Annotated in this window: 14 protein-coding genes, 7 tRNA genes and 1 pseudogene; 15 read left to right on the top strand and 7 right to left on the bottom strand. The window is 39.2% G+C overall.

What is annotated here, in order from left to right; genetic code table 11:
• Nucleotides 1–235: 235 nt before the first annotated feature.
• A complete protein-coding gene (gene fldA, locus ACNART_RS06450) occupies nucleotides 236–763 on the top strand; it encodes a flavodoxin FldA (protein ID WP_004244384.1) in 528 nt (175 codons plus the stop codon).
• Between the two features lie 189 nt (nucleotides 764–952).
• Nucleotides 953–1,399: a ferric iron uptake transcriptional regulator gene (gene fur, locus ACNART_RS06445; protein WP_023581171.1), complete on the top strand. Its 447-nt coding sequence runs from the start codon at nucleotides 953–955 to the stop codon at nucleotides 1,397–1,399.
• Between the two features lie 81 nt (nucleotides 1,400–1,480).
• On the opposite strand, the gene ACNART_RS06440 is transcribed toward fur, so the two are convergent.
• From ACNART_RS06440 to nagE, 6 genes and pseudogenes are all read right to left on the bottom strand, one after another.
• On the bottom strand, nucleotides 1,481–1,834 hold the full coding sequence (locus ACNART_RS06440) for a type II toxin-antitoxin system HicB family antitoxin (protein ID WP_198626114.1): 354 nt from the start codon (nucleotides 1,832–1,834) through the stop codon (nucleotides 1,481–1,483).
• Nucleotides 1,827–2,104 (bottom strand): annotated as a pseudogene (locus tag ACNART_RS06435) (toxin HicA). The gene ACNART_RS06440 and the pseudogene ACNART_RS06435 overlap by 8 nt, the downstream one beginning before the upstream one ends.
• A gap of 61 nt (nucleotides 2,105–2,165) precedes the next feature.
• On the bottom strand, nucleotides 2,166–3,005 hold the full coding sequence (locus ACNART_RS06430) for a DUF817 domain-containing protein (protein ID WP_196534167.1): 840 nt from the start codon (nucleotides 3,003–3,005) through the stop codon (nucleotides 2,166–2,168).
• Between the two features lie 558 nt (nucleotides 3,006–3,563).
• Nucleotides 3,564–4,958 carry a chitoporin ChiP gene (chiP, locus tag ACNART_RS06425; RefSeq protein ID WP_109374105.1) on the bottom strand — a complete coding sequence of 465 codons (1,395 nt, stop codon included), beginning with the start codon at nucleotides 4,956–4,958 and terminating at the stop codon, nucleotides 3,564–3,566.
• 639 nt (nucleotides 4,959–5,597) lie between these two features.
• Nucleotides 5,598–7,265 (bottom strand): glutamine--tRNA ligase, encoded by a 1,668-nt coding sequence (gene glnS, locus ACNART_RS06420; protein WP_368927209.1) that lies wholly within the window; start codon nucleotides 7,263–7,265, stop codon nucleotides 5,598–5,600.
• A gap of 196 nt (nucleotides 7,266–7,461) precedes the next feature.
• Complete coding sequence (nagE, locus tag ACNART_RS06415; protein WP_198620402.1) at nucleotides 7,462–9,504, bottom strand: N-acetylglucosamine-specific PTS transporter subunit IIBC; 2,043 nt, start codon at nucleotides 9,502–9,504, stop codon at nucleotides 7,462–7,464.
• A 480-nt stretch (nucleotides 9,505–9,984) separates the two neighbouring features.
• Here nagE and nagB point away from each other — a divergent pair, with 480 nt between their 5' ends.
• From nagB to fghA, 13 genes are all read left to right on the top strand, one after another.
• Nucleotides 9,985–10,791: a glucosamine-6-phosphate deaminase gene (gene nagB / locus ACNART_RS06410; protein ID WP_109374102.1), complete on the top strand. Its 807-nt coding sequence runs from the start codon at nucleotides 9,985–9,987 to the stop codon at nucleotides 10,789–10,791.
• Between the two features lie 124 nt (nucleotides 10,792–10,915).
• A complete protein-coding gene (nagA, locus tag ACNART_RS06405; RefSeq protein ID WP_109374101.1) occupies nucleotides 10,916–12,076 on the top strand; it encodes an N-acetylglucosamine-6-phosphate deacetylase in 1,161 nt (386 codons plus the stop codon).
• A gap of 13 nt (nucleotides 12,077–12,089) precedes the next feature.
• Nucleotides 12,090–13,322, top strand: coding sequence for a DNA-binding transcriptional regulator NagC (nagC, locus tag ACNART_RS06400; RefSeq protein ID WP_088493435.1), 1,233 nt, complete (start codon nucleotides 12,090–12,092; stop codon nucleotides 13,320–13,322).
• A 411-nt stretch (nucleotides 13,323–13,733) separates the two neighbouring features.
• A tRNA-Met gene (locus tag ACNART_RS06395) sits at nucleotides 13,734–13,810 on the top strand.
• A gap of 7 nt (nucleotides 13,811–13,817) precedes the next feature.
• Nucleotides 13,818–13,902 (top strand) — tRNA-Leu (locus tag ACNART_RS06390).
• 27 nt (nucleotides 13,903–13,929) lie between these two features.
• Nucleotides 13,930–14,004 (top strand) — tRNA-Gln (locus ACNART_RS06385).
• 41 nt (nucleotides 14,005–14,045) lie between these two features.
• Nucleotides 14,046–14,120 (top strand) — tRNA-Gln (locus tag ACNART_RS06380).
• A 32-nt stretch (nucleotides 14,121–14,152) separates the two neighbouring features.
• Nucleotides 14,153–14,229, top strand: a tRNA-Met gene (locus tag ACNART_RS06375).
• A 5-nt stretch (nucleotides 14,230–14,234) separates the two neighbouring features.
• Nucleotides 14,235–14,309, top strand: a tRNA-Gln gene (locus ACNART_RS06370).
• A 52-nt stretch (nucleotides 14,310–14,361) separates the two neighbouring features.
• A tRNA-Leu gene (locus ACNART_RS06365) sits at nucleotides 14,362–14,446 on the top strand.
• Between the two features lie 264 nt (nucleotides 14,447–14,710).
• Nucleotides 14,711–14,986 carry a metal-sensing transcriptional repressor gene (locus ACNART_RS06360; protein WP_036938507.1) on the top strand — a complete coding sequence of 92 codons (276 nt, stop codon included), beginning with the start codon at nucleotides 14,711–14,713 and terminating at the stop codon, nucleotides 14,984–14,986.
• 18 nt (nucleotides 14,987–15,004) lie between these two features.
• Nucleotides 15,005–16,117 (top strand): S-(hydroxymethyl)glutathione dehydrogenase/class III alcohol dehydrogenase, encoded by a 1,113-nt coding sequence (locus ACNART_RS06355; protein WP_198626112.1) that lies wholly within the window; start codon nucleotides 15,005–15,007, stop codon nucleotides 16,115–16,117.
• A gap of 53 nt (nucleotides 16,118–16,170) precedes the next feature.
• Nucleotides 16,171–17,001 carry an S-formylglutathione hydrolase gene (fghA, locus tag ACNART_RS06350; protein WP_349443413.1) on the top strand — a complete coding sequence of 277 codons (831 nt, stop codon included), beginning with the start codon at nucleotides 16,171–16,173 and terminating at the stop codon, nucleotides 16,999–17,001.
• Between the two features lie 54 nt (nucleotides 17,002–17,055).
• Here the strand turns inward: fghA and ubiF are convergent, their stop codons facing one another.
• Entirely contained in the window at nucleotides 17,056–18,243 is a 1,188-nt protein-coding gene (ubiF, locus tag ACNART_RS06345) for a 3-demethoxyubiquinol 3-hydroxylase (RefSeq protein ID WP_349443412.1), read from the bottom strand.
• Between the last annotated feature and the right edge of the window lie 99 nt (nucleotides 18,244–18,342).

The following is an 18,342-nucleotide window of genomic DNA, read 5'->3' as shown; positions in this document are numbered from 1 at the left end:
TTTTCGTCAAAATACGTTTTTAGTTTTCTATTATGAAAACACAATGCTTATCTTTCACTAGTAATTGTTCAAACACAGACAAATATACTCTAAATATTTTAAAGTGTAGCTAGGTGACAAGTGAATGAATCACTAGAAACATACAAGAAGTATGTGACTTGTGGAAATATACGTAGTCAATAACGCTACAATTTGAAATATAACGAATTTAGAATAAAAGAGGTTATCTCACTTTATGGCAATCATAGGAATATTCTTCGGCAGTGATACTGGCAACACTGAAAATATTGCCAAAATGCTTCAAGAAAGACTGGGCGCTGATAATGCCGAAGTTCATGATATTGCAAAATCCAGTCAAGAAGACATCGAAGCGTTCGATATTCTGTTACTAGGTATTCCTACTTGGTATTATGGTGAAGCACAATGTGATTGGGATGATTTTTTCCCAACACTAGAAGATATTGATTTCAATGGTAAGCTTGTTGCACTATTTGGTTGTGGTGACCAAGAAGACTATGCAGAATATTTCTGTGATGCAATGGGTACTATCCGCGATATTATTGAACCTCGTGGTGCAGTTATCGTAGGACATTGGCCAACCGAAGGTTATCATTTCGAAGCCTCTAAAGGGCTTGCAGATGATAATCATTTTATCGGTCTTGCGATTGATGAAGATCGTCAACCAGAATTAACCGAAGAGCGTGTTGACGCTTGGGTTGCTCAAATCAAAGAAGAAATGAGCCTAGACGAAATTTTGGGATAATATAAATACTCAATATTGAGAATGATAATTATTCAATGGTGTGCTAAGATAGTGTGATAGGTGGGGTGTTTATTTTTAAATATCATGCCTATAATCAATGAGGTTATTTATTCACCCGAGTATTAATGAATAAAGCCCATTTGTGAGCACAAAAATTAAATTCACCATTAGCAACAGGATTAAATCCGCATGACCGACAATAATAAAGCGTTAAAAAATGCTGGGTTAAAAGTTACACTTCCTCGCTTAAAGATCTTGGAAGTGCTCCAGGATCCTGAGTGCCATCATGTCAGTGCTGAAGATCTCTACAAAAAACTTATCGATATCGGTGAAGAGATTGGTCTGGCAACAGTGTATCGCGTCTTAAACCAATTTGATGATGCTGGTATTGTTACCCGACATAATTTTGAAGGTGGTAAATCAGTATTTGAATTAACTCAACAACACCATCATGACCATTTAATTTGTCTTGATTGTGGCAAAGTTATTGAGTTTACAGACGATGCAATTGAATTACGCCAAAGAAATATCGCTGAACGTCATGGTATCAAACTTTCCAATCATAGCCTTTATTTATATGGCCATTGTGCTGAAGGTAATTGTAAAGAAGATAGCCACGCACATGATGAGAAATAATTCATTCTGGATAATCTCTCAGTAAAAAAAAGGAACTGTGAACAGTTCCTTTTTTATTGCCCTATGTTATGAACCCAAATATTATCGTGTAACTAGTTCACGCTCTAATAACTGGACAATAAACTGATTTTTTGAGATTGCATGTGCTGCAACGGTTGCATTCAATCGAGTTTCTAACCAAGCAGGATAACGTAATGTAAATGCTTTAAGTTTATCTTCCTCTTTAAAAGGCGTAATTCCTTCTTCAATGCAAGTTTCAACAAACTCCGTTAAGGAAATAGCCCCTTCTTTTTGTAATCCATCAATACTATCAGCCACAAAATCACAATATCCATTTACATCTAAAAATTGTCCTCTGAAGGCTTTAATTTCAGATTCATAAACAACTGATGCTGGATGCCCACTTATTATCATGATATTCGTACTTTTAATCATGCTTTACTCCTATCACATTCTCAAACCATTCACGTAGACCATTTACAGAGCCTTTATCCATAACATTCTCAGGATGAGGTTAGTGTGTTTGATAAACAGATCCCATTAAAATAAATTTTCGTCTAGAGCCATTACCATTTTTAACTTTCCCACCAAGATTATTTATTAGGCTCTTTACATCATCCACTTAATTCCTGACTTTGGAGGCACTGTTAGTATATCAGCGAGTGTCTTATAGTGTTTGGAACTCAGTTCGTTGGTCTTTATCATCATTCATTCCATTGACGTCAACATATGACGTCATCTTAAAAAGAACATAATCTATAACAATTCACTTCGCCACACTAATACTGTGTTTGATATGTTTTAAATGCACCACTATCGTAAAAGTAACGATAACTAACAGTGACCAAGAGCCCCACTTCCCTGCATGCACGGCAGACCAAGCACCAATTTGGTTTGGATATTGCCAAACACCGAAAAACGTACCAAAATTCTCAGCAAGCCAAATAAAGAAACCAATCAGAACAAAAGCAAGTAATAAGGGCATTTTTCGCTCTGTATCATAAGGCGTAAAATAAACCACACTACGAGCATAAAGACCTAAAATAAAGGCTGTTAAATACCAACGATAATCACCAATAAAATGATGAGAAAAGAAATTAATATAAATCGCAAGTGCAACCAATGTTGCCAGCCAATAAGGTGGATAATGTTCAATTCGTACCTTTAAAAAACGCCATGCTTGAATTAAATAACTCCCCACAGCCGAATACATAAAGCCTGTAAATAATGGGACTTCCCACAATTTTGTGTAAGCAAAATCAGGGTATTTCCATGAACCAATTGCCGCTGATGTTTTAAATAACTCCATCACAAAACCAACAATGTGGAAAAAACAAATCGCTTTTAATTCATCCCATGTTTCTAACTTTCCCCACACCATCCATAATTGAAAAGCGATAGCGAGAATAAGAAGCACATCATAACGAGGTATACCAAAAACACCGTTGCTTGGTGTTGCAAATAAAATAAAAAAGAAAAATCCTGCAAATAAACAAGAACGTGCCTCTTTCACACCAAAAAAGAGAAATTCAACAACAAATCGTTTTATACCTTTAAAGGGCTTCAATGGTGGTTCTAATAAAAAATCATCCAATCGCTTTAACATGTTTCTTCCTGAAAACTCGCATTATCGAACAGCCTTCAATGCAGAATAATAAATAAGGTGAGATAAAATGAATGGCAAGAAATTTGCCATAGAATAAAAAAACGTACAAGGATGAAAAGGACGAAAAAGAAAGGAATGAAAAAATAAAGGTATTTACCCCCCACTACGATACCCACTCTGACTGCCTTTACTTAGGGTAAATACCTTACGCAAATTCTGCGAAATAACTGAAGCACAGGAGATAAACATAACCCACTCACATTTATCTCAGACGACATGACATGACGACTTTACTTCATTACTTTTACTACATTACTTTTACTACATTACTTTTACTATATACTGCGATTTTAAAACGACTCTTTACTTCGGCTCTTTTACTTCTTACTACTGCTGCTGACTACTTCACTTTATTAACGAGGCTTATTTGTAAGGTTCTTCTTAATTAATGCATCTCTATCTTTCTACTACTTATTTTTACTTATCGTAATCATATTTAGCTTTTTTAATTTCATTCAGGATAAAGTGCAATTAATACACTTTATCCCTATGCTGATATTAGAAAATAGTGAATGGCATTATCACGTTAAACTTAACGTCTTTTTCATCTTGGAAGATATTACCAAAACCACCGTCATAACTTGGAATATCGGAGTGGTTATCGTAACGGGTATAATGAAGCTTAAAGAGAGTACCTTTAGCGCGACCTTCTTGAACCGTATACATAATATCCGCATTCCATGCACTTTCTCTGATACGCTGACCTTGGTCATAAACGGCTTTACCACTTGGTTTCGCATCCCATGCGTAAATATATGAAGTGCCGACAGCCCAACCTGACAGATCCCAGTTTTTCAGATCATACATAACGCCAGCATAAAGTGCTTTTTCTCCATTGGCGTTAAAGTCAGAACGACCATCCCACCAAACATCAAGACGACCGTTAGAGGTTGCCCAGCCTGGAGTCATACGTTGTAAGAAATAACCTTGATTACCTTCAGCTTTAACCCACGTTCCTTCTACTTTGAAGTCAAATACATTGTAGGTATAACCAAAAGTCAGTGCTTGTAACCATGCCAACCCATCATAAACGTCATTAACACCACCGCCGGTAACTTTATCTTTAGCACCGTAGAATTGGTAAGACGTTCTTAATGCATTGTCAGCAATTGGAAAATCATAAGAAACTTTGCCAAAATACTGATCGATATAACCATCGGCCTGACCAAATGCAGCTTCTAACACTAGGCTGTTTTTAAAATCATATTTGGCGCCAAAAGAGTGAAGATAGCTGATATTGGTTTCTAGATCAGCTTTACGGAAGTTATACATATTCCGATACCACGGTGCTTTATATTCATCCGTCCACATATATGAGAAAGATAATTCACCGCTTTTATCGAAATCGAAAACAGCACCCGCTTCAGCACCGCGATAAGTCCCCGGTAAGAAGCTCCAATGTGGACGCAATAAGCTTTGGCCTTTAGGTTGAATATATCCACCTTGAGCCCAGAAATTGCCTAATTTGAATTTCGCAGCCGCTTTATAAACACTCATGCCACTGCGATCGCCAGTCCATTTTTCATCCCAGCGACTTTTTGCATCACTAAAACCAATTTCATTAGGTGCAGCTGGGCCACTGTTATTCAATTCAGCCGCGCCAAAAGCAGCTAAATCAATACCAATAAAATCACCAAGGTAGCCTGATGAGAAATCTAGATTAGCGTTGAAAGTAGAATGGTGTAAGTTAGCTTTGTATTTGCCGTAATCAGGACTATTTGGTGTTAACTCTTTTCTATCACGGTCACGTTGCCAATAAAAAAGACCGCCTGTTAAGGTTGAGTCATCAATAAATCCTTCAGCATGAGACATTTTTGCAGGTAGTGCAGTTACAAGCAATGCGCCCATAACGGCAAGTGCCACCCTGCCTGGTTTAGCATGTTGCATAACCATAGCATTGTTTCCTCTTTGACTTTGACTAAAAAAGAAATAAGCACAATGCCTATTTCCAAATATAAAACCCCAAGTGGGGAAAAAACCTAAATTAGGTTAGAAACAGCATATTTTTCGCGACGCGAATTATCAACCTAAAAAAAAGAATTTTTATCAAAATATGACAAAGGGCACATAACCAAATGATCGTTTCATTTTCTTGCTTTTATAATTATTGATTAAAACCAATCATAATTAATTGATTTAAATGCATTTTATAAAACAATCTTTAAATGATATGAAATTTCGTTTTTATAGAAAGGAATAATAAGCAGTATTTATAAATGATCTTTTTTAACCATGTGAAATAGGTGGTATTAATCACACTTTTCTTATTACAGTTTTATTTAGCGTGATGGTATGAAAAAACAAAAGAATAAAGTGATAGTGAATAAACTATTTCAAATGAAATAAATGAAAAGTTATCACCTAAAAAAGAAAAAACGAGAGACTAATCAAATTAAGAATGGTAAATATTTAATATCAATAGATGAAAAATCATCCAAACTAAGATGTAAAACAGATAAAAAATGCTCGATAAATAATTACCGAGCATTTTATTCATTAAAGTACTAATGTGTCTTAAAACGCGGCAGCGGATTAACCTTGCTGAGAAATCTTCGCCCAAGTGTCTCGTAAGCCCACAGTACGGTTAAATACAAGTTTATCCGCTGTTGAAAGCTTATCAGCGCAGAAGTAGCCTTCACGCTCAAATTGATACGCTTTTTCGATAGCGGCATCTTTTAAGCTACGTTCAACAAAACCTTCACGAATAACTAATGATTCAGGGTTAATTGTTGATAAGAAATCATCTTCTGCTGCTGGGTTTGGTACGCTAAATAGACGGTCATAAAGACGGATTTCAGCAGGAATAGCATGTGGAATGCTTACCCAGTGAATAACGCCTTTAACTTTACGCCCATCGGCAGGATCTTTATTTAGAGTCTCTGCATCATAGGTGCAGTAAATGGTCGTAATTTCGCCTTGCTCGTCTTTTTCGACACGTTCTGCTTTAATCACATAAGCATTACGTAGACGCACTTCTTTACCTAGCACCAGACGTTTATATTGACGGTTTGCTTCTTCTTTGAAGTCTGCGCGATCAATATAGATCTCACGGCTAAATGGTACTTCACGCGTACCCATTTCTGGTTTGTTTGGGTGATTTGGTGCAACAAGAATTTCTTCACCTTCTGGCATATTTTCAATCACTAAACGAACTGGATCGATAATCGCCATTGCGCGTGGTGCATTTTCGTTTAAGTCATCACGAATACAAGATTCCAAAGCTGCCATTTCGACGTTGTTTTCTTGTTTCGTCACACCAATACGTAGGCAGAATTCACGAATAGATTCTGCGGTATAACCACGACGACGTAAGCCTGAAATCGTTGGCATACGAGGATCATCCCAACCATTCACAATATTTTCTGTCACAAGCTGATTCAGCTTACGTTTTGACATCACTGTATATTCAAGGTTAAGACGCGAGAATTCATATTGACGAGGATGACAAGGGATAGTGATATTATCCAGCACCCAATCATATAAACGGCGGTTATCTTGGAATTCTAAAGTACATAAAGAATGTGTGATATTTTCCAGTGCATCAGAGATACAGTGGGTAAAATCATACATTGGATAAATGCACCATTTATTTCCGGTTTGGTGGTGTTCAGCGAATTTAATACGATAAAGAACAGGATCACGCATAACAATAAAAGGTGATGCCATATCAATTTTCGCACGTAAACACGCTTTACCTTCTTCAAAGCCACCCGCACGCATTTTTTCAAACAGCGCTAAGTTTTCTTCTACGCTACGTGAGCGATAAGGGCTGTTTTTACCTGGCTCTTTTAATGTACCGCGGTATTCACGAATTTCTTCAGCACTTAACTCATCAACATAAGCTAAGCCTTTATTAATCAGCTCAATCGCATATTGATAAAGTTGATCAAAATAATCTGAGGAGTAATGAATGCTACCTTCCCATTGGAAACCTAACCACTGAACATCTTTTTGAATTGAGTTGATGTACTCAATATCTTCTTTTACTGGATTGGTATCATCAAAACGTAGATTACATTTTCCCTGATAATCTTTAGCAATACCAAAATTCAGGCAAATTGATTTCGCATGGCCGATATGAAGATAGCCATTAGGTTCAGGTGGGAAACGCGTTTGAACGCTATCATGTTTCCCGGTAGCCAGATCTTCGTCAATAATTTGACGAATAAAGTTCGTTGGGCGGGCATCTGCCTCATTCATGGTCATTTTTTCCTCAAAGCAAAACGCATAATTAACCCACTATAATCCAATAAGCAGGTTTCATAAATACCTTAGCTAAATACACCCCTGAGATATTTATCAAAATAGAGATAAAAAACGGGAAGTTCGAAAGACTCCCCGTTTTATCGTCTTATTTAACCATCTCTTTATAGAGGATTAAATATCTATATAGAATTTATTTTAACACTTTGTAGATAACCGTTTTATTTCCGACCACAACACCTGCAACTTGTTCAGCAATCTTATCAAAATCATCGATATTGCTGACAATAACAGGGCTTATCATCGATTTAGCATTAGCGTTCAGATATTCAAGATCTAATTCTAAGATAGGTTGACCAACTTTAACGTCTGCACCTTCTTCAACTAAACGCTTGAAGCCTTTGCCGCCTAATGCAACGGTATCAATGCCCATATGCACAATGATTTCCACACCATTGTCAGTCTCAATACAAAATGCATGGTTTGTATCAAAAATCTTAACAACAGTACCTGTCGCAGGCGCCATCACGATATTAGAGGTTGGTTTGATTGCTACACCATCGCCAACAACACCACTAGAGAACGCTTCATCAGGCACTTCTTTTAATGCCACCACTTCACCATCAAAAGGTGCAATCATTTCAAGTAACACTTTTGCATTGGCATTCGCTTGTTTTACGGGTGCTTTTTCAGTAGAAACTGTTGAAGCAGAAGCACCTTCATAAGCAGGCACAGGACCTTGTGTTAATACATCGCGCATTGCGTTAGCGACAAGCTCTGCTCGTGTACCCACAATCACCTGAACACTTTGTTTGTTTAAGCGAATAACGCCTGAAGCCCCTAAACGTTTTGCGTATGCATCATTAACAACGCCAGAGTCTTTTACATTAAGACGTAAACGTGTAATGCAAGCATCAATACCCGTTAAGTTATCAGAACCACCGATAGCCGCGATATATTGGCGAGCTTCTTGTTGAATACCTTCTTTACTATTTGCTGGCGCTGTTTTGATATCTTCATCATAACCATCAGCAGTTTCATCACCGGTCACTTCATCTTCACGACCTGGTGTTTTCAGGTTAAATTTAGTGATAGTGAAACGGAAAATACCGTAATAGATAAAGAAGAAAACAATACCCTGAACAATCAGCATGTACCAATGAACAGCCAGTGGGTTACGTGAAGATAAGAACATATCCACTAAGCCTGCACTAAAGCCGAATCCTGAAATCCACTCCATGCTTGCCGCGATATAAACAGAAATCGCCATTAAGAATGCGTGAATAACATAAAGCACTGGTGCGACGAACATAAAGGAGAATTCAAGCGGCTCAGTAATACCAGTGAAGAATGCGGCAAACGCACCCGCCATCATAATACCAGCCACTTTTGCTTTGTGTTCTTTACGTGCGCAGTGATAAATAGCAAGAGCTGCACCCGGTAAACCAAACATCATTACTGGGAAGAAACCTGCTTGATAACGACCTGTAACACCCACTGTTGCTAAGCCAGAATCAATAGCTTGCTGACCTGCTAGGAAGTTAGGAATATCATTAATACCAGCAACGTCAAACCAGAATACAGAGTTCAACGCATGGTGTAAGCCCACAGGAATTAATAAACGGTTAAAGAATGCGTAAATACCCGCACCTAATGCTCCCATATCTTTAATGCTTTCACCAAAGCTAACTAATCCGCCATAAATCACAGGCCAGATATACATCAGAATAAAGGCGACGATGATCATTAAAAACGAGGTCAGAATGGGAACTAAACGGCGACCACTAAAGAACGACAGTGCGCGAGGCAGCTCAACGCTACTGAAGCGGTTATAAAGCTCGGCTGAAAGTACACCAACTAAGATCCCAACAAACTGGTTATTTATTTTACCAAAAGCAACTGGAACCTCTTCTAAAGGTAGGCCTTTGATCATTGACACCGCGGCTGGAGAGCAAAGTGTTGTCACAACTAAGAACCCAACAAACCCTGTTAAAGCGGCAGCACCGTCTTTGTCTTTCGACATACCATAAGCAACACCAATGGCAAACAAGACTGACATATTGTCGATGATAGCAGCACCAGATTTGATAAGTAAGGCAGCAAGCGCGTTATCACTACCCCAGCCTACTGGGTCAATCCAGTAGCCAATCCCCATCAGAATTGCTGCTGCAGGTAATGTAGCAACAGGCACCATCAGCGCCCGTCCTATCTTCTGCAGATAACTTAAAATATTCACAAACTCCCCCTTGGATAGCCCCTATATTGGGATCTTATTCATACTCATTCATATTTTATAAGAAAAATGATGAGCTAATTATTTAATTCCATTTTTAGTCTAAAAAATTTATTTCGTATCGCAAATTAATTAGTCATAATTTGTGAGTTAAGTCACCAATATAGTATATTTTTTAGCTGAAATGCTGGCTAAGTCAGAAAGCTTATTTTATGATTAAAAATATCTTTTGGCGGGACATTTCGATCATCAGCTAAAAATGAAAAGAAATTCGTGTTATACACTCTAAATCATTCGAGTTGCAGGTAGGCGGCAAGCAAAGATATCCCGATGAATATACTCATGTATGTGATTCGGGTAGCTGAGCGTAGCCAACACCCCTGCAACTTGAAGGATGACGAGTATAGATGAGCCACTGATAATCACACGATAAAATAACACGTTACTGAGTTATCAGATTTGTCTTTTTTCTATGAGGTTACTATGAGGTTAATCCCCCTATCCACGGCAAAACAAGTTGGTAAGTGGTCTGCAAATTATATCATTGAGAAGATCAATGCGTTTAATCCAACAGCAGAGCGCCCTTTCGTGCTTGGTTTACCAACTGGTGGCACGCCATTGGCGACATATAAAGAGTTAATTGAATTACATCGTGCAGGAAAAGTCAGCTTCCAACACGTTGTAACGTTCAATATGGATGAATATGTTGGTATTCCATCAGATCATTCACAAAGTTATCGTACTTTTATGTATGAAAACTTCTTTAATCATATTGATATTAAAGATGAAAATATCAATTTATTAAACGGTAATGCAGAAGATCCACAAGCAGAATGCGAACGTTATGAGGCTAAAATTAAGTCTTATGGCAAAATCAATTTGTTTATGGGCGGTGTAGGTAACGACGGTCATATCGCATTTAATGAGCCAACGTCATCACTTTCTTCACGTACTCGCATGAAAACGCTAACAGAAGACACTCGTTTAGCAAATTCACGCTTCTTCGATAATAATGTTAATCATGTTCCTAAATATGCACTGACAGTTGGTGTAGGTACATTATTAGATGCTGAAGAATTAATGATTTTGGCAACTGGTTTTAATAAAGCGCAAGCAGTACATGCTGCAACAGAAGGCGCTGTTAACCATTTATGGACGATTTCCTGTGTTCAACTTCACCCTAAAGCCATTTTAGTGTGTGATGATCCTGCAACAATGGAATTACGAGTAAAAACATTGCGTTATTTCCAACAGATTGAAGCGCAAGAGTGTCAGAAATACCAAGACTAAGTTTAGTAAAATAAGTACCTACTGATTAAGTAGTGGAAAAGGCTAAGCTCTCTTACTTATCAGCCAGAATTTGCTGGCTGATATCGGATTTTTAGATTGACTTCCCTTATCAGGAGACAAAGGTATGTTTGCCTTAACAAATGCTGTTATTTATACAGGTTTCGACCGTTTAGAAAACCACGCCATTATTATTAACGGCTCCCGTATTGAGCAGGTTTGCCCACAGGATCAACTGCCAAAAGATATCACTGTTCGTGATATGAAAGGTGCAATTGTCTCTCCCGGTTTTATCGATTTACAGGTTAATGGCTGTGGTGGCGTACAATTTAATGACACGCCTGAAAATGTCACCGTTGAAACGTTAGAAATTATGCAAAAAGCAAATGAACGTTTAGGTTGCACTAGCTATTTACCCACGTTAATTACCTGTTCTGATGAATTGATGAAAATAGGCATTGACGCAACTCGTGCTTATATGAAGAAACATGAAAATAAAGTGTTGGGATTACATTTAGAAGGCCCTTATATCAATGTAATTAAAAAAGGGACTCATGATCCACAGTTTATTCGCCAACCTAGTGCACAGATGATTGACTATTTGTGCGATAATGCTGATGTTATCGCTAAAATAACCCTCGCGCCTGAAATGGTTGATGAAAAGTATGTTCGTCAATTAATCAAAGCAGGTATCATTGTTTCTGCGGGTCACTCCAATTCGACTTATGAAGAAGCACGTAAAGGATTCCGTAATGGAATCTCATTATCGACTCACCTTTACAACGCAATGCCTTATATTACAGGCAGAGGTCCGGGGCTTGTAGGTGCCATTTATGATACACCTGAGGTTTATGCTGGTATCATTGCCGATGGTTTACATGTTTCATGGGCAAATATTCGTAACAGTAAGCGTCTGAAAGGTGAAAAACTACTTTTAGTCACAGATGCAACTGCGCCAGCAGGGCTTGATCCTAGTAAAAATGAGATGGATAGCTTCGTTTTTGCGGGTAAAACCATATATTATCGTAATGGTCTTTGTGTCGATGCAGATGGCACATTAAGTGGATCATCACTGACCATGATTGGTGCAATTAAAAATAGCGTGATCCATGTAGGTATTCCATTAGATGAAACATTGCGGATGGCAACACTTTATCCTGCTCGTGCAATCGGAATGGAAAAAGAATTGGGAACAATTGAAGCAGGAAAAATTGCAAACCTCACTTCTTTCGACAAGGACTTCAACCTTTGCACAACGTTTGTCAATGGTATCGAAATAACTGAATAACTAATGGATGTCTATGCTGATGAGTCATAACAACACTGAAACGCAAATTGGCAATATCGATCTTGTTAAACAACTTAACAGTGCGATTGTGTATCGACTGATTGATCAACACGGGCCAATTTCCCGTATCCAAATAGCCGAACAAAGCCAACTAGCGCCAGCCAGTGTGACTAAAATTACTCGTCAGTTGCTTGAACGAGGCTTAATCAAAGAGGTTGATCAACAGGCATCAACAGGTGGACGTCGCGCAATTTCTATTATTGTTGAACACCGCAATTTTAATACAGTCAGTGTGCGATTGGGGCGTAATGATGCCACTGTCGCTCTTTACGATCTGAGCGGTAAAGTCATCATTGAGCAACACTACCCTCTAGAGCAGAGTACTCAAAATGAAGTTGAAGCCCTGCTCATCAATGCAATTGATGACTTTATTAAACAAAATCAACGTCGCATTCGTGAGCTTATTTCAATTTCCGTGATTTTGCCCGGTCTTGTTGATCCAAATAAAGGCATTGTTCGTTATATGCCTCATATGAAAGTAGATAATTGGGCGCTGGTAAATAGCTTAGAAAAACGCTTTAGCCTGCCTTGTTATGCTGGGCATGATATTCGAAGCCTTGCACTAGCTGAAAACTATTTTGGTGCCACACGAGATTGTGAAGACTCACTACTCGTCCGGATACATCGTGGTGCAGGTGCGGGTGTTATCATTAATAATAAAATTCTGCTCAACCAGCGTGGTAACCTTGGGGAAATTGGTCATATTCAAATCGATCCTCTAGGTGAACGTTGCCATTGTGGTAATTTTGGTTGTTTAGAAACGATTGCATCCAATACTGCTATCGAAGCCAAAGTGCGCTATCAATTAGAGCAAGGCTACCCAAGCCAGTATTTATCGCCAACACAGTGCCAAATCCAAGATATTTGTCGAGCTGCTGTAAAAAATGACCCGCTAGCAGTCGAAACCATCAAACAAGTGGGTTTACATTTAGGTAAAGCGATTGCGATCGCTATTAACTTATTTAACCCACAAAAAGTGGTTTTAGCGGGTGAATTGACTGAAGCAGCTGAAGTTTTACTTCCCTCAATTCAAAGTTGTATTAATACGCAAGTATTAAAAGAATTCAGAGAAGAGCTTCCTGTCGTCACATCAGAGCTTGATCATCGTTCAGCCATAGGGGCTTTTGCCTTAACTAAACGCGCAATGCTTAACGGAGAATTGCTTCAACAGCTATTAGAAAAGTAATTTATTGTCGATAAATTACACTTTTTGAGTTGAATGTATACTTTTCTGACCTTTATTGCGAAATAAGTCTAAAATTCAATCAGTAATATCCAAAGAAAAAGAAATGTAGCGTGATTTTTTCACCGCATTTCTTTTTTTATGCTCATTGTTCTTCATCTTTTCCTTCTTTCACTTAATCTCATTTCTGTTACTGCTTTGTTTTTTCTTTTTATTCACACACTATTGCGTCTTATTTTTTGAGATATTTTTCATCAACAAGGTTGTTTTTTGGATCTTTTTTCGACAAAATGATTAACCATCGAGCAAACGGACACGTTTCTCGAAAATTAATGCAAAAAGCAGTTGACGGATTTGTCTGTAATACGCATAATGCGCCCCGCAACGCCGACGAAGGTTATGCAAAAAAAAGATGGCTATGTAGCTCAGCTGGTTAGAGCACAACACTCATAATGTTGGGGTCACAGGTTCGAATCCCGTCATAGCCACCATCTTTTTGCGGGAGTGGCGAAATTGGTAGACGCACCAGATTTAGGTTCTGGCGCCGCAAGGTGTGCGAGTTCAAGTCTCGCCTCCCGCACCATTTTAACCTCGTCAAGAATTTATCAGTTGGGATATCGCCAAGCGGTAAGGCACCAGGTTTTGATCCTGGCATTCCCAGGTTCGAATCCTGGTATCCCAGCCATATTTCTGATAAATAAGTGTGTTGACAATTGAATTAGCGGATGGGGTATCGCCAAGCGGTAAGGCACCAGGTTTTGATCCTGGCATTCCCAGGTTCGAATCCTGGTACCCCAGCCATCTTTCAAAAGAAAGATAACTAGATTCAATAAGGCTATGTAGCTCAGCTGGTTAGAGCACAACACTCATAATGTTGGGGTCACAGGTTCGAATCCCGTCATAGCCACCATTTTTTGGGATATCGCCAAGCGGTAAGGCACCAGGTTTTGATCCTGGCATTCCCAGGTTCGAATCCTGGTATCCCAGCCATATTTTGAAAGAGAGACTCGCAGAGCGAGTCTTTTTTTCTGAAAAGTTGTATGCGGGAGTGGCGAAATTGGTAGACGCACCAGATTTAGGTTCTGGCGCCGCAAGGTGTGCGAGTTCAAGTCTCGCCTCCCGCACCATTGATTACTAACGTGTTTATCACGAAATCAACAGATAAGACTCGCAATAGCGGGTCTTTTTTGTTTTTATCTCTTCATTTTTTCCTATCTGTTATCTAAACATCATTCTTCCCCCCTTCTTTTCTTATTCCTCTACTCTCAAAGATCAATATTCTCCACATTATCATTTTTTATTTATTCTCATCACTCCACACTTTATTGATCCCTCTGTACATATATCTCTCCAGATACTATACTCCCCCATAGTATATTTAAGGATTATGTATGCCACACTCACCAGCAGAAAAAAAAGCCGCGTTAACTCGCGTAAGAAAAATTAAAGGGCAGCTTCTTGCATTAGAAACTGCACTTGAAAATGAAAATGAATGCGGTCAGGTATTACAACAAATTGCCGCCATCAGAGGTGCTATTAACGGTCTGATGGCAGGTGTGCTCGAAAGTCATTTACGTGAAGGTCTTATGGATGCCGTCGCTTCTCCTGAAGATCAAAAAAATTCCGTTGATGATGCCATTTCACTTATCCGCACTTACCTGCGTTAATAACAAAAAGGATACACCATGAAATCTCGTGCTGCGGTCGCATTTGGACCAGGAGAACCTTTAAAAATCGTTGAAGTTGATGTAATGCCACCTCAAGCGGGTGAAGTGCTCATAAAAATTAGCCACACAGGCGTTTGTCATACAGACGCATTTACACTCTCTGGTGATGATCCTGAAGGTGTGTTCCCTGCAATTCTTGGTCATGAAGGTGCTGGTGTAGTTGTAGAAGTTGGTGAAGGTGTCACTAGCGTTAAACCAGGCGATCACGTTATTCCTCTGTACACTGCTGAATGTGGTGAATGTCTATTCTGTAAATCAGGCAAAACAAACTTATGTGTTGCAGTCAGAGCAACGCAAGGTAAAGGTTTAATGCCAGATGGAACAACACGTTTTTCTTATAACGGGCAGCCTATTTATCACTATATGGGATGCTCTACTTTTAGCGAATACACTGTGGTGGCTGAAGTTTCTCTAGCAAAAATCAATCCAGAAGCCAATCACGAAGAAGTTTGCTTATTAGGTTGTGGCGTAACAACCGGTATTGGCGCGGTTCACAATACAGCAAAAGTGCAAGAAGGTGATTCGGTTGCAGTGTTTGGTTTAGGAGGCATTGGTCTTGCTGTTCTTCAAGGCGCAAGACAAGCCAAAGCAGGTCGAATTTTTGCGATTGATACTAATCCTGAAAAATTTGAATTAGCACGTCAATTTGGTGCTACAGATTGCTTAAATCCTAATGACTACGACAAGCCCATTCAGCAAGTCCTTGTTGAAATGACACAATGGGGTGTTGACCATACTTTTGAATGTATTGGTAACGTTAATGTCATGAGAGCTGCATTAGAAAGTGCACATCGTGGCTGGGGTCAATCCATTATTATTGGTGTTGCTGGTGCAGGACAAGAGATCTCCACCCGTCCATTCCAACTAGTAACAGGTCGTTCGTGGAGAGGCACCGCTTTTGGTGGTGTTAAAGGTCGTAGCCAATTACCCGGTATGGTTGAGGATGCAATGAAAGGCGATATCGAACTTAAGCCTTTTGTTACCCATAAACTACCGTTAGAAAAAATTAATGAAGCTTTTGATTTAATGCACGAAGGTAAATCAATCCGTACAGTTATTCATTTCGATTAATCATCTTCAAACCTATGTCTCATAGGTTTGTCTTTGCTTTTAAAGGAGTCAAAATGGAAAGGATTGAACGTCACGCCTGCTTTGGTGGTTGGCAAGAAGTCTATCAACATACATCAAAGACGTTAAATTGTGAGATGAAATTTGCCATCTACCTTCCTCCTATGGAAGAAGAACAAAAATACCCTGTTTTATATTGGTTATCAGGCTTAACCTGCAACGAACAAAATTTTATTACTAAATCAGGCGCTCAACAATTTGCGGCACAACATGGCATTATTTTAGTCGTACCTGATACCAGCCCTCGCGGTGAAAATGTCGCTGATGATAGTGCTTATGATTTAGGGCAAGGCGCTGGCTTTTACCTTAATGCGACACAATCGCCGTGGAATACTCATTACAATATGTATGACTACATTGTTGATGAGCTTCCTACACTGATAGAAATGCATTTTCCTGTGACTCATCAACGTGCTATTAGTGGGCATTCGATGGGAGGTCATGGGGCATTAACGATTGCATTGCGAAATTCGGCACGCTACCGCAGTGTGTCAGCGTTTTCTCCGATAGTAGCACCGTCAGTTGTTCCTTGGGGTAAAAAAGCGTTTAGCGCTTATTTAGGCGATGATACGACACAATGGCACCAATATGATGCGGTGGCATTAATTAGCCAAGCAGAAAGTGTATTACCTATGCGTGTTGATGTCGGAGTCGATGATCCTTTCTATCAAGAGCAACTGAAGCCTGAATTATTTTCACAAGCTTGCGATGCAAAACAATTCCCTTATCAATTGAATTTACATCAAGGGTACGATCACAGTTACTACTTTGTGGCGAGCTTTATTGGTGAGCATATTGCTTTTCATGCCAAGCATTTAAAAGCATAACAACAATGCGATGATCTTATTGCTGATATTCAACGCAGATCATCGCATTTCTAATTACTTAATACCTAACGCATAACGTAATGCTGCTTCTTTCGCTTTTCCTGCATGCTGAGCAGCTAAAAGACCGATATTTCTAACAACTTTTAAACCCGGTAATTGGTGGCTAAAGGTGTGATAAAATACGTCCATGCCCGCTTGCATGACTAAATTATCAGGCATACGACGGCGCTGATATTTCTTCAATAACGCCATTGAATCCCAAGGCTCAAAATGTTTTTTGGCATCAGCGACTAAATCTAAGAAACAATCCACATCACGGTAACCTAAATTAACGCCCTGTCCCGCTAAAGGATTGATGGTGTGAGCCGCATCTCCCAACAAAATAATACCTTTATCAACATAACGACTTGCATGCTGACGCGTTAATGGGAATGAACCTGCTGCAATAGGTGTCGCTTTACCTAATCGCTCAGGAAAAGCATGTTGAATTTCTTTTTCTAACTGCGTCATTGACATATTTTGCAGTTTTCTAATTCTGTCAGGTGAGTCATACCAAACCAAACACGCCCAATTATCAAAAAGCGGCAAATAAGCGCGAGGCCCTGAAGGGTAAAAACGTTGCCATGTACCCTTTTCAGGAGGTAACTCTGTTTTCACCGTGATCAGCATACAAGATTGACGATATTGCCAGCCATTGCTACCAATACCCGCAAATTGGCGCACTTGAGAGTTTGCACCATCCGCACCTACCACTAAATTTGTACTCACCTCACTGCCATCAGAAAGTGTTACTTTCCATTTATCATCTAAATACGTCATTTTACTTAGACTATTTGGACATAATAAAGTGATATTGCTATAACGTTCAGCCTCTTGCCAAAGGGCTAATTGCAAAATTCGGTTTTCAACCATATAGCCTAATTCAGGTAAACCTAAGCTTTTAGCATCAAAAACCACATGGGCATTTTCTTCTTCCCATGTTTCTAAGGTAAGATAAGGCGCAGAACGCATCGCTAAAACATGTTGCCATGCACCTAATTGTTTTAATAGACTAACAGACGCGCAACTAATCGCAGAAATACGGATATCAGGATGAGATGACGCATCAAAAGGTGCTGGAGACTGCCGTTCAATCATTGCAACACGCAATCCTTCTTGCGCCAGCCCAATTGCAACAGCAGCGCCAATCATCCCTCCACCAGCGATGATTGCATCAAAATCGTTTTTTACATTACTCATCATTGTTATGCCATAACTCATTACTTTAAATAATAGGTAAGCGCTGTTTCAGTTTATTTCGATTAAACTAAACGCCATAGAGAATTAGCGCCGACTTGCTCT

The organism is Proteus sp. LHD240705, assembly GCF_047921555.1.
GTDB lineage: Bacteria > Pseudomonadota > Gammaproteobacteria > Enterobacterales > Enterobacteriaceae > Proteus.
This window is presented reverse-complemented; position numbering and strand designations above follow the sequence as displayed.

Coding starts and splice junctions, on each gene's coding strand:
- fldA (WP_004244384.1), top strand. CDS start 236: ATGGCAATCATAGGAATATTCTTCGGCAGTGATACTGGCAACACTGAA.
- fur (WP_023581171.1), top strand. CDS start 953: ATGACCGACAATAATAAAGCGTTAAAAAATGCTGGGTTAAAAGTTACA.
- ACNART_RS06440 (WP_198626114.1), bottom strand. CDS start 1,834: ATGATTAAAAGTACGAATATCATGATAATAAGTGGGCATCCAGCATCA.
- ACNART_RS06430 (WP_196534167.1), bottom strand. CDS start 3,005: ATGTTAAAGCGATTGGATGATTTTTTATTAGAACCACCATTGAAGCCC.
- chiP (WP_109374105.1), bottom strand. CDS start 4,958: ATGGTTATGCAACATGCTAAACCAGGCAGGGTGGCACTTGCCGTTATG.
- glnS (WP_368927209.1), bottom strand. CDS start 7,265: ATGAATGAGGCAGATGCCCGCCCAACGAACTTTATTCGTCAAATTATT.
- nagB (WP_109374102.1), top strand. CDS start 9,985: ATGAGGTTAATCCCCCTATCCACGGCAAAACAAGTTGGTAAGTGGTCT.
- nagA (WP_109374101.1), top strand. CDS start 10,916: ATGTTTGCCTTAACAAATGCTGTTATTTATACAGGTTTCGACCGTTTA.
- nagC (WP_088493435.1), top strand. CDS start 12,090: ATGCTGATGAGTCATAACAACACTGAAACGCAAATTGGCAATATCGAT.
- ACNART_RS06360 (WP_036938507.1), top strand. CDS start 14,711: ATGCCACACTCACCAGCAGAAAAAAAAGCCGCGTTAACTCGCGTAAGA.
- ACNART_RS06355 (WP_198626112.1), top strand. CDS start 15,005: ATGAAATCTCGTGCTGCGGTCGCATTTGGACCAGGAGAACCTTTAAAA.
- fghA (WP_349443413.1), top strand. CDS start 16,171: ATGGAAAGGATTGAACGTCACGCCTGCTTTGGTGGTTGGCAAGAAGTC.
- ubiF (WP_349443412.1), bottom strand. CDS start 18,243: ATGATGAGTAATGTAAAAAACGATTTTGATGCAATCATCGCTGGTGGA.